Here is an 11,732-nt window from a genome sequence, read left to right as displayed (position 1 = left end):
TTTTTAACGTCTTATTTTATCTATATTGACTTGAAAAGCTTCTTCGGCTTTATTGGTTTCATAAGAATTGCCAACTTTATCTTTTTTTAAATATATTTTAATCTTCCATATTTGATACTTTTTATGTTTCAATTATTCTTTTAGTCCGCGCATCATAACTTCAAATGTCATTTCGAATATTTTTTCTTTTTCTTCTCTAATCATAGAATGTCCGTCGAGAAAAAGGCTAGCCTGTCCATGTATCATTGCGAAAAAAACGATTGCTTGTTTTTGAGGAGTTTTTGGTAAAAACAATCCTGTTTTTTGTGCCATTTCGAATAAAGATACGATCATAAAAAATGTGTTTTCTAAAGATGTATTTTGAAAGTCGCAACTTTCTTTTTTTAGTTTTGTCAATTGATTACTAAGCATAAGTCTATAACGAGCGGGAGAAGCTATGGCGAAATCAATATAAGTTTTACCTATGTCATAAATTTTATATTTAATATTTTTTTGATCATCAAGAAAAATAATCCTTAATTCTGCATCAAGTTGTTCAAAACCCTTTAGGATCACGGCTTTGAAAAGATGCTCTTTAGAAGAAAAATGTCGATATATAGCCGTGCTTGATACGCCTAATCTATCACTCAATCCTCTTACATTAATAGACGATAAAGTTTTCGTTTCTAGGATTTTTAAGACTTCTAAAATTATAGCTTCCCTAAGATTGTTATGATGATAATATATGTTTTGTTCTTTAGATTTTGTCATTTAATTATTACTTTTTAAATATTAGAAGATGTCAGTGATGAAGAAATCAAGACGTTACATCCGGTGCTATTAATGTATGTATAGCCGTTTATGTTCATAAGTAATTGGACTAAATCATCGAATAATGTTTGTTTTCTACTTATCTTATTAGCCATAATTTTACGCATGGTCTCCCCTTTAGTCTAAATTTTATGTACCGAGTGAATCGATCCATCCATCATGTCATTGACAAATTAGACACAATAACTTGTGTGTTTCTTGAGGTACTTTATTATGATGCTGTTGCCAAGCTCCGTCGAAACATGAGTAATGCCATAAAAAAGAAACTGAACCCGATGGCAACAATGGCCAGCATATCACGCCAGACGACATCGAATCCAGCTCCGCGATAGAGTATCGCCTGAGCCATGCTGACAAAATGGCTGGTCGGCGTAAACAGCATGATGTTTTGGAGCAGATGCGGCATGCTTTCAAACGGAGTAATTCCGCCGGAGAGAATTTGCAGCGGCAAAATCGTCAATATAAAAATCAAGCCCAGTTGAGGCATCGTCCGTGCGATCGTCCCCATAAATATCCCCATCGATGTCGTTGCGAGCAATACAAGCATCGCACCGAACAAGAAAAGGAGTTCGGAACCTGCAATAGGGACCTGCAGCACCCCTTCCACGACAAACATCAAAGAGAAAGCGGCAGAAACAAGAACGACTAGTCCCATGGACCAGACTTTAGCGAGGATGATTTCGGCTGCATTTAGAGGCATCACCATCAGATGTTCCAGCGTGCCGTGTTCACGTTCGCGTATTAATGCCGCTCCGGTGAGGACGATGGAAAGCAGCGATATCATGCTAATGATCTCCATCACACCGCCAAACCAACTGCTGGTAAGGTTCGGATTGTATTTCATTCGGGTAACGATACCGATAGGTAGCGGATGTTTGTTTTTCGATCCACCGAAATAACGGCTGATCTCCTGATTGATGATTTGCTGAATGTACCCTGCCCCTATTCCTGCCTGTGTCATGCGCGTCGCATCGATGTTCACCTGAATCTCCGGTTTTTTCCCAAAACGAAGTTTTTTTTCAAAATCGTTAGGAATCACGATCACAAACGTATAGAGTCCAGCATCGAGCTTAGCATCGATTTGACTGAGCGGCAAGAGATTCGGCTCGGCAAATCTGGGCGGATAGAAAGCATCGATGAGTCGTTGCGATAATGCAGAACGGTCTTCATCGACAAATCCGATCGGAGCATTATGCAATTCTGTCGATGCCGACGTCGCTCCGATATAAATTGCGAAACTAAACGCATACGCGATCATAATCATCATCACTTTATCATGCCAAAGGCTGCGCAGTTCTTTGACGCCCAAACGGAAAATATTAAGCAGATGTTTCATTATGATTCCTGTTTTTTCAGTAACATCATACTGACAAGGGAAATGACAACTAAAATGATCGCCATAGCCATAAAATCCCGATACAAATCTTCAAATGCAAGAGATTTGCTAAAGATTCCGCGGCTGATATTAATAAAGTACGTCGCGGGAAAAATATATCCGACGAAAGCCCCTACCCCTTCCAGAGATGAAACCGGATCTTTCAATCCCGAAAAATTAACCGTCGGCAAAAGTGTAAATATCGCCGTCCCGGCGAGTGCAGCGATCTGCGTTTTCATAAACGAAGACATCAAAAATCCGATCCCCGTCGTGATTGTCACATATAACAGCGCTCCCAGACTCAGCGTAAGCAGGCTTCCTTTCGGATAAACGCCGAATACACTGACCGCCAGAACAAGCAAAATCAAAAATCCGACCATACTGATGACAATGTACGGAAGCTGTTTACCGACTAAAAACTCCAACCGTGTTACCGGAGTCGCGTAAAAATTGGTGATCGATCCCAACTCTTTTTCGCGTACGACGCTCAGAGCCATCAAAATCGACGGAATAAAGATCAAAAGCATCGGCAATACGGCGGGAACCATGGCATAGATACTTTTAAAATCTTGATTGTACCGATAGCGCATTTGGATATTTATCGGGGATATATCCGGCACGTATCCCAGCGTATCGCGTGCGAGTTGACGGATATACTCCAAATGCATTCCCTGAATATATCCGCGTATCGTCTCCGCGCGAAACGGCATGGCACCATCCACCCATGCGGCGATTTCCGTATAGCGCCCTTTTTTCATATCTTCACCAAATCCCGGCGGTATGACCAAAGCTACCGAAAGTTCTCCCGATTTCATCCTGTGATCGAGTTCTTGCAGCGAATGGAGCGGGGAATGCTCGACGAAATAGCGCGAACCTGCCAGATTTTGAGTGTATTGACGGCTTTGGGGCGTACCGTCTTGGTCCAATACGGCAAAACGGAGGTCCTCAACGTCCATCGTGATGCCGAAACCTAAAATCAGCATCAATATCCCGGTTCCCAACAGAGCAAATACGAGGCGAACCGGATCGCGGATAAGTTCCAACGATTCACGGTAGGCGTATCCGAAAAGACGTAACGGACTGAAAAATCGGTTCGTATGAGATTCGTTGACAGCTCTTAGCGGAGCATCATCCGAGTGTTCAGACGGCGGGTTAAGCTCTTGCACATCTTCGAGGTAATCGATAAAGGCATCTTCGAGCGTCTCTTTACCACGGAAACGGGTCAAAGCTTCCGGAGTATCGCTGGCGAGTACTTTTCCCTGATGCATTAGAGAAATCCGGTCACACCGTTCCCCCTCGTTCATAAAGTGGGTCGAAACGAAAATAGTCACCCCGTCGTTTCTGGACAAATCGATCAGCAGTTCCCAAAAACTGTCTCGTGAAACGGGGTCGACACCCGATGTCGGCTCATCGAGAATCAGCATTTCGGGTTTATGGATAACGGCAACGGCGAGGGATAGACGCTGACGAATCCCTAAAGGAAGATCGGCGGCATCCACCTCTTTATATTCCTCCAGATCGAAACGTGTCAGCATCTGTTGAATTCTCCGTTCGATCTGCTCGGCGGGAATATGAAAAAGCCGGGCGTGTAAAAGTAAATTCTGGTAAACGCTAAGCTCGGAATAAAGAGAAAATGCCTGCGTCATGTAGCCCACGCGTTTGCGTGTTTCTATATCGTTGGCTTTTGTCTCTTCTCCAAAAAGCCATGCCTTCCCTTCGCTCGGAGAGAGCAATCCCGTCAACATCTTCATCGTTGTTGTTTTTCCGCAGCCGTTTGAACCTAAAAATCCGAATATCTCTCCTTTTTGAATCGAAAAACTGACATGGTCGACGGCGGTAAAGTCGCCAAATTTCATTGTCAGCTCTTGCGCAATGATTGCAGGGCGTTCATCAGCATCGGCTGCACGCGGCGGAACGATCAACCGATGGTGCCCACGCTGCTTTTCGGGAGGAAGCAGACGGATAAAGGCGGTATCAAGGTCATCAGAACCTGTTTGGGTCATAATGTCTCTAGGAGATCCTTCCGAGAGAATTTTGCCATCGTCCATCGCGATCAGCCAATCGAAACGCTCCGCCTCCTCCATATATGCCGTAGCAACCATTACGCTCATCCCATCTCCGCGCTTTCGGAGTCGGTCGATTAGCTCCCAAAATTGACGCCGTGAAAGCGGGTCTACTCCGGTCGTCGGCTCATCTAAGATCAACAAATCGGGATCATGGATCAGGGCACAGCACAATCCCAGTTTTTGCTTCATTCCCCCTGATAATTGTCCGGCCGGACGGTCTTTAAAGGGAGCGAGCCCGGTGCTTTCGAGCAATTCCATAATTCTTTCTCTACGTTCTTTTTCAGCCTGTCCGAAGAGCCGTCCGAAAAAATCGACGTTTTCATATACGGAGAGAGACATATAAAGATTCTTGCCGAGCCCTTGGGGCATATAAGCGATCCTAGGACATACCTTTTCCCGATATGCGCGTTCCGCTATATTTCCGCCGAATACCTCGATATATCCCTGCTGAATGATCCGGACCCCCGATATCAATGCCAAAAGAGTTGATTTACCGACACCGTCAGGCCCGATAAATCCGACCATACACCCTGCAGGAATATTAACCGACGCATTATCGACGGCTACGGTATCTCCGTAACGGTGCGTAATCTCTTTTAGCGAAGCGACCGTATTCATGGTGCTTTATTAAGAAGTGTAGCCGAAGCTACGGCTTTAGGCCACGGTGCATTCGGATCAAGGCGTATATAGGCGATTCCAGGCACTCCGCTGTTAATATGAAGCTTTCCGGAACGCAGCAGATTTTGATCGATTTTAACTTTAATTCGGAACATTAGCTTTTCGCGTTCGCTTTTTGTTTCGATCTCTTTTGGCGTAAACTGGGCATCCGGAGAGACAAAAGAGACTTTAGCGGCAATCGCCGAATTCGGAAGGGCATCTAGCAATATTCTCGCATCGCTTCCGACTTTAATACGTCCGGCATACGATGTCGGGACAAAAATCGTCATATAGATATCGTTCAAATCTAAAAGCGTTGCCACTTTTCCGCCGGAACCGATCACCTCACCCTGCTCTATCAGTTTATAGAGTACCTGGGCGTTGATAGGTGAACGGAGGATGCAGTCGTTGAGATTGCTTTGAATGGTACGGCTTTGTGCTTCAGCGGCGTTGATAGCGGCATCTGCGGCGTAAACCTGAGTTTTGGCGGCGTTTAATGCCGCTCTCATCGACTCGACCGCCGTCTCGTTTTGCTGTAACTGCACCAAAGAGATATTATTATTGATATAAAGATTTTTAGAACGGACCAGATTTTTTTGCGAAAACGACAACTCGCTTTCATGCTGGCGTACCAAATCAAGTGCATATTTTTTATTTTGAATCGCTTGCTCTATCTGTGCGTGTGCTTGCGCCATGCGTGCATCGAGTTCGCCGGTGTCCAAGCGGGCTACGACTTCGCCGCTTCGGACATATTCGCCTTCCTCGACACCGATATATACGATACGCCCCGGGAGTTTGCTCGCAACATCCACCTCGGTTGCTTCGACTCTGCCGTTACCAAGAGCAAACGGATCGGGTATATCCGGTTTTGAAAAATAATCAGTCACATATTTTCCGATAACGATCAAAAAGAGAACGGCGAGCGTATAGCCGACCCATTTTAAAATTTTACGGTTCATTATTCTTTTCCTTCTCGATTGTAATGTTTTGTCTCAGCGTTATCCGGCTCGAGTGCAAACGCTTTCATTCGGTTCAGCAAACTTGTCTGCTGTGAATCTTCCAGCAGCAAATCAAAATTATTGATATCTCTTTGCAGCTGAAGAGCATCGATTAAAAAACGGTAACGTGTATTCGTCGCTGACTGCTCGGCGACGAGAGTATTGTTTTGTGCTGTTAACAGGTCACTAACCGAACGTGTACCCTGCGCATAATTTTCTTTGACAATATTAAAACTTTTACGGGCTGCAGCCGCCGCTTCAGCAGCCAGTGCGATGGAAGGATAACTAGCACTGATCGTATGCAAATCGCTCCGTATACGCTGTTCAATTGATTGTTTAGTGTCGGTATAGCGAACCTGTGTCTGCTGAAGATTTAGTCGAGCACGCGAATTTCTGGCACTTCGTCCTCCCCCCTCGTACAGCGGCAATGTCAGCTTGATTCCCGCCTGCCAATCTGTTTTATCTTCAAGAGAGATTCCCGCAGATATATTTCGTGTTTCGTCAAATACATGCGATACTTCTCCTGCCAACACGACGTCCGGAGAGTAATAAGACCTTTCCTCCGAGAGCAACTGCCGTTTTTGTGCCGATAATTGTGCATCCAACTGATGCAATTCAGCGGAATGCGATATCCCCTCATCAACCAAAAATTTTTCAATGGCGTTATAGCGATTCTCATCACTAAGCATCTCTAAAACACTATTCAGATTTTTTCTGATTGCCGGATCTTCCAACGAAACGGTTTCGATCACAAAACGATCGCCTATCTTTCGGTTCAAAATTCGGTTCAGAGCATCCTTGGCTTTTTCCACTTCAGCTTTGGCCTGCAAAACACTTTGACGTGCACCGGCGATCGCACTCTCCCAATAATAGACATCCGACATATCGGTTGTTCCGGCTTCTACTCTCCCTTTTGCCAGTTCGAGATTACTTCGGGTCAAAGCGAGATTATCCGTTTGAATTCGATACTGAGTTTGGGCTACGAGCATATTTAAAAACATGGTCGATGACTGCTTGATCACTTCTAGCTCCAAAGCTCGTTGCTGCTCCTCGACGGCGACATGAAGCTGTTTTTGGATTTCCAGATTAGCGAGTGCTTTTTCCGAAAACAGAATTTGTTGTACTTTTAGAGCCCCTGCGGTACTTTTTTCAGCATAGAATCCACTTTCGACATATACGTTGTCGCTATTAAGCTGAGTGTAACCTAACTCTCCGGTAATATGGGGAAAAAGGACGGAGCGCACTTCTGCAACGTTTTCTTGGTTTGATTCAACCCCGAGCTGACCGGAAATAAGGCCGAGATTAGCGTGTATTGCCTCTTTCGCTATGGAGGTAAAAGTGAGCTTAGGCTCTTTTTCATCCGTCTCATTGATGACAATAGCATTCCCCAGTACATTGTACCTAGGATAGATACCGATAGAGCGTGCTGTCGCCATATTGATATATGGAAAATCTTTCTCCTCAAACAATACCGCTTGTTTTTCTGCTTTACCGCCACGCATTACGGCCAACATATTTAATGCCGTACTACGTGCTCTTCGTACCGTATTAGAACTCGCTATCCGTGAGAGCAGAACCCCCTCTTTTACCCTGCTGCTATCACTTAATGCATACGTCGGCAGCTTCCGCTCAATCAATCCAACATAAAGGTCTTTTGCAGCTTGTATGCTCAGCCGAGGGAGCGGTGCAATCATGACGGCTTCCGTTTTCGAAGGTATTTTAGAGATTACCGCCTCATCTGTTTGTGAAACGGTTACAAACTGTAAATCAATTCCTTGCTTTTGTGCTTTTTGTATCGCTTGTTCGGTTGTTTTTGAAAATAAACGGTATTGCGATTCGTCCGCCAGTATAACAAGGCGATGAAAAGGGACAAAACGCTGAAACGTTTGTATTTCATCCTCCAGGGTAGATTCATCAGTTAAATAATTTAGATTAGTGATATGGCTTGAATTTCCACTGCGTGTCAGACCCGACAATGTTACATTGTAAATAAAGGGAGCAAAGGTAGGTTTATTTAAAACATTTTTTTTGAGTACAAGTTGACTCGATATCCTTCCAATGAGCAATACCATATCCACATCCGGATCGTTTTCCAACCTATCAATTTGTTTGTTAGTCGCATCGATCGAAAAATTTCCGCTGAGTTGCTTGTTTTCAGGAAATCGTAGGGTAAACTCCCCTTCCGCCACTTTGGTGAGTTCAGAGACAAACATATCACGTTGTACTTTCCATTCCGGATTTACCCCGTCCGTAACTGTTCCGATCCGTATGGGGGTTTGTGCGGACAAAAGTGATACAAACCCTAGCAAAAAAACAAGTGCGACGTTATTCATCGGTTTAATTCGTCCGTATTGCACGTAAAAAACTTTCAACAGTTTCCTCTACACGAGACATAAGATCGCCACCTGTAATAAAGCAATGTTTAATCACTCCGAACGAAAGACCATCAAACAAAAAAAACATTTCCCACGGATCTTTGTCCGTCTGAACTATTTTTGACAACGGTTCCATTATAGTCTGTTCGATGTATCGGTGCATGCACATCAGAGGATCATCCTCGTCTATTGAGAGGGTTAAATAAAACGTCGGATCAGCAAAATTCTCTTTAATCGCATTTTTGTTTTTAATGATAGCTGAAAATTTGATTTTTGTAATAGTTGTCAACATCTCTTTTGGATCGGAACAGGTATTGATCTGCTCTTCCATAATACCGATGTAATACTCTATCTGTCCGAGAATATAATTATGGTATATCCCCTCTTTTGAACCGAACATAGCATATATTGCCCCGACCGATACACCTGTATTTTTTGCAAGATCAGCGATCTTCATATTTTCATATCCGTCACGAATGAAGAGATTTGTTGCTTCTTCAAGCAACATTTCGCGCTTTATTTCCTGCACTTTCCGTTTAAACGACATGGCTACCACTCCTTCTCATCTTAATTGAAATATTATGCATAATATTAACTTAAATATAAATTTAACTCTTTTTATGAATTAAGTTCTTTTTTATAGAATAAATGCTTATAATTATAAAAATAAATTAAAGTGAGGTTATGTTCATGGATCGTCTAACAATAGTTTATGTTAATGGATATGAAGAAATATATAATATTTTGCAACACAATGTGTTAGACCCAAGTCTGTACATGTTGCATTTCAAGCAACTGATCGAAAACAATATGCTCAACTCATTATTGATCATAACCTTATTCAAATGATTCCTCTTACTCAAATTCAAAAAATTATTATTCACCCTTCGGATACGCTCCCTCTTGCAAACGAAAATGGGCTTAATGGTTTTTTACCTGTTACCATAGAAAAAAGTCCGTTTACATCCTACCATGATCTTCAATAGTGCAGTCGAAAACCGCCCTATTCTCAAATTTTTTGCGCGGATTTTTTTTATTCTCGTTCTGGTTTTGATAATAGGATTCTCTGCTGTATATTATTATCTCGAACAACAAAACGGCAAATATATTTCGCATCAAATCGAATTGTCACAAAAAGAGTTAGCCGGCGCGTTAACCTACAGCAATTTAAACGCAAACGAAAAATTGAAAGGGTATTTTGAACACTCACGGAATCAAATTGTTGCAAGCAATATCCTGAAACTGGAGATGAGAGACCAAAATCAAACCGTAATTATCGAATATGAAAAAAAAGCAGTTCCCGAACACGCTCAATATGTTTTTCAGACAATACTCCTCCCTCCATCCAAATCTCTGGATTATGTCATGATTCCATACGGAGACAATCATTTCGCTCTTGTCTATATCAAAAAAATAGCGAGTTTAGACAACTACTATACTGTTAAGATGATCGTTATGCTCCCCTCCGATACAATATCCGTTATGCGCGATACGATGAGAAAAATAATTATCGCCGTATCTCTCATCCTGCTATTAGTAGTCATCGGAATCTTTCCTATTATCTATCAGCAATATGCCCAAATAAATAAAGAAAAAATGAAATTGGTGCAGAGCAACTTTGAAACCCTCAAGACACTCGGAAACGCCGTTGCGCTTCGTGACAGCGACACATACGAACATAACTATAGAGTCACGTATTACACCATAAAGCTTGCACAAGCGTTAAATGTTCCTTCGGAACATATTCCTTCCCTGATCAAAGGGGCGTTCTTACACGATATCGGAAAAATCGGTATATCCGATACGCTCCTTTTAAAACCTTCTAAGCTAAATGCCGATGAATTCACATCGATACAAAAACATGTCGTATTCGGCCTTAAAATGATTGATTCGATCGATTGGCTGGATGATGCCAAAACCATAATCGGATGTCATCACGAACGCTATGACGGAAAAGGCTATCCCCATCATTTAGCCGGAGAAGAGATCCCATACAGTGCACGTATATTTGCCGTCGTAGACGTATTTGACGCCCTCACGTCCAAACGTCCGTATAAATTCGCAATAAGCCTTGATGAAAGTCTGGCAATATTGAGAGAAGAGTCCGGTACACACTTCGATCCTAACATCGTAGATGTATTTTGTGATATTGCCCGTTCAATCTACGATGATGTCCACAATCTTGATATCCTCTCATTCGAAGCACTGCTATTACAATCAGGAGAACCCTATATTCCCTACGGTGAATCTATTATAACGAAAGGAATCGGATGAAAAAACTGATTATATCGATGGTTACTGTCCGTCTCTTTGCAGGAGAATATGAAGAAGGGTTGACACTCTACCATGACGGAAATTACCCCTCAGCGGTTACACATCTGACAAAGGCGGCAAATGACGGGAACCAATATGCTCAATATGCTCTTGGAAAAATGTACGAAGAAGGCTTAGGCGTAGATGTTAATATCTCACAAGCCAAGTATTGGTACAAACAATCAGCCTCATCTTATCAATTTCCGACAGCAGTAGTATCCAACGATAAACCGATGCAACAAACACAGTTGTATCAGATTGACCCGCAAAGTGATGCAGCGCTTCATCGTTTTGTGAACCAATATATCGACATTCCAAAAGATGCCGATGAACGTGAAACAATGCTGTCTAAATTTTTTGGTAACTTCGGAATGCTTCCGTATGAAAAAACTTTTCTCATACCCATAGCCTATACGACACAAAATTACGAAAAACGTGATTCTATTATTTATCCTGGATATAGTGAGTTTAACAATAATATTGAAACAGAATTTCAGATCAGTTTGAAAAAAAATCTAACATATGATTTGCTAAAACTGAACGAAATTATCGGTTTTGGATACACACAAGAAGTGTGGTGGCAGTTTTATTCTGATTCAGCACCGTTTCGTGAAACAAATTATCGTCCTGAAATATGGATGGTGATACCAGTGGAAAACGAAATATTTCAAAATATCGGACTAAAAGCATTTAAAGTCGCTTTCTGGCATGAATCCAATGGTTTAGGGGAACCTTTATCGAGAGAATGGAATCAGATTTATCTCGATTCCATCTTTTATTACGGCAATTTGATTACAACCCTCAGAATCTGGTATCCGGATGAAGGAAACAATAATAAAGATATCACCGATTACCTTGGGTATGGACACTTAAATCTTAACTATATTATCGGAAAGCACCAGTTTGATCTGACGTGGCGCAATAACCTCCATTTCAACGGTGATAATCGTGGATCAATAGAAGGAGAATGGTCTTATCCTATCGGTCAATCGAAAAATAATTTCTGGTATATTAAAGCCTATAGCGGTTATGGAGCAAGTCTGATGGATTATAATCATCCCCAAAACCGTTTCGGTTTTGGATTTCTGTTTTCACGATGACTACCGTCATACATAGTATAAAATCGGTCAATTATCTT

8 protein-coding genes are annotated in these 11,732 nt (G+C 42.3%); 2 read left to right on the top strand and 6 right to left on the bottom strand.

The window, feature by feature from the left end:
* Positions 1-132 precede the first annotated feature (132 nt).
* The 6 genes from SULKU_RS14665 to SULKU_RS13410 all read right to left on the bottom strand — a co-directional run bounded on the left by SULKU_RS14665 (position 133) and on the right by SULKU_RS13410 (position 8,828).
* Positions 133-750, bottom strand: coding sequence for a TetR/AcrR family transcriptional regulator (locus tag SULKU_RS14665; protein ID WP_013449930.1), 618 nt, complete (start codon positions 748-750; stop codon positions 133-135).
* 271 nt (positions 751-1,021) lie between these two features.
* On the bottom strand, positions 1,022-2,146 hold the full coding sequence (locus tag SULKU_RS13430; RefSeq protein ID WP_013449929.1) for an ABC transporter permease: 1,125 nt from the start codon (positions 2,144-2,146) through the stop codon (positions 1,022-1,024).
* Positions 2,146-4,869, bottom strand: a complete 2,724-nt coding sequence (gene rbbA, locus SULKU_RS13425) for a ribosome-associated ATPase/putative transporter RbbA (RefSeq protein ID WP_013449928.1) — start codon at positions 4,867-4,869, stop codon at positions 2,146-2,148. The genes SULKU_RS13430 and rbbA overlap by 1 nt, the downstream gene beginning before the upstream one ends.
* Entirely contained in the window at positions 4,866-5,867 is a 1,002-nt protein-coding gene (locus SULKU_RS13420; protein WP_013449927.1) for an HlyD family secretion protein, read from the bottom strand. The genes rbbA and SULKU_RS13420 overlap by 4 nt, the downstream gene beginning before the upstream one ends.
* Complete coding sequence (locus tag SULKU_RS13415) at positions 5,867-8,278, bottom strand: ABC transporter substrate binding protein (RefSeq protein WP_041667226.1); 2,412 nt, start codon at positions 8,276-8,278, stop codon at positions 5,867-5,869. Before SULKU_RS13415 ends, SULKU_RS13420 begins: the two co-directional genes overlap by 1 nt.
* Positions 8,244-8,828 carry a TetR/AcrR family transcriptional regulator gene (locus SULKU_RS13410; RefSeq protein ID WP_013449925.1) on the bottom strand — a complete coding sequence of 195 codons (585 nt, stop codon included), beginning with the start codon at positions 8,826-8,828 and terminating at the stop codon, positions 8,244-8,246. The genes SULKU_RS13415 and SULKU_RS13410 overlap by 35 nt, the downstream gene beginning before the upstream one ends.
* Before the next feature lie 425 nt (positions 8,829-9,253).
* On the opposite strand from SULKU_RS13410, the gene SULKU_RS14660 reads away from it, so the two are divergent.
* Together SULKU_RS14660 and SULKU_RS14655 are read left to right on the top strand one after the other, a co-directional pair.
* Complete coding sequence (locus SULKU_RS14660) at positions 9,254-10,555, top strand: HD-GYP domain-containing protein (protein ID WP_013449922.1); 1,302 nt, start codon at positions 9,254-9,256, stop codon at positions 10,553-10,555.
* Positions 10,552-11,694 carry a phospholipase A gene (locus tag SULKU_RS14655; protein ID WP_013449921.1) on the top strand — a complete coding sequence of 381 codons (1,143 nt, stop codon included), beginning with the start codon at positions 10,552-10,554 and terminating at the stop codon, positions 11,692-11,694. Before SULKU_RS14660 ends, SULKU_RS14655 begins: the two co-directional genes overlap by 4 nt.
* The last annotated feature ends 38 nt before the right edge of the window (positions 11,695-11,732 follow it).

Source organism: Sulfuricurvum kujiense DSM 16994, assembly GCF_000183725.1.
Classification (GTDB): Bacteria; Campylobacterota; Campylobacteria; order Campylobacterales; family Sulfurimonadaceae; genus Sulfuricurvum; species Sulfuricurvum kujiense.
The sequence above is the reverse complement of the archived record's forward strand: the minus strand, read 5'-3'. Positions and strand labels throughout refer to the sequence as shown.

Bases quoted from the DNA above. Each gene is read 5' to 3' on its own strand.
- rbbA (WP_013449928.1), bottom strand. From the start codon at position 4,869: ATGAATACGGTCGCTTCGCTAAAAGAGATTACGCACCGTTACGGAGAT.
- SULKU_RS14655 (WP_013449921.1), top strand. From the start codon at position 10,552: ATGAAAAAACTGATTATATCGATGGTTACTGTCCGTCTCTTTGCAGGA.
- SULKU_RS13430 (WP_013449929.1), bottom strand. From the start codon at position 2,146: ATGAAACATCTGCTTAATATTTTCCGTTTGGGCGTCAAAGAACTGCGC.
- SULKU_RS14665 (WP_013449930.1), bottom strand. From the start codon at position 750: ATGACAAAATCTAAAGAACAAAACATATATTATCATCATAACAATCTT.
- SULKU_RS14660 (WP_013449922.1), top strand. From the start codon at position 9,254: ATGATCTTCAATAGTGCAGTCGAAAACCGCCCTATTCTCAAATTTTTT.
- SULKU_RS13420 (WP_013449927.1), bottom strand. From the start codon at position 5,867: ATGAACCGTAAAATTTTAAAATGGGTCGGCTATACGCTCGCCGTTCTC.
- SULKU_RS13410 (WP_013449925.1), bottom strand. From the start codon at position 8,828: ATGTCGTTTAAACGGAAAGTGCAGGAAATAAAGCGCGAAATGTTGCTT.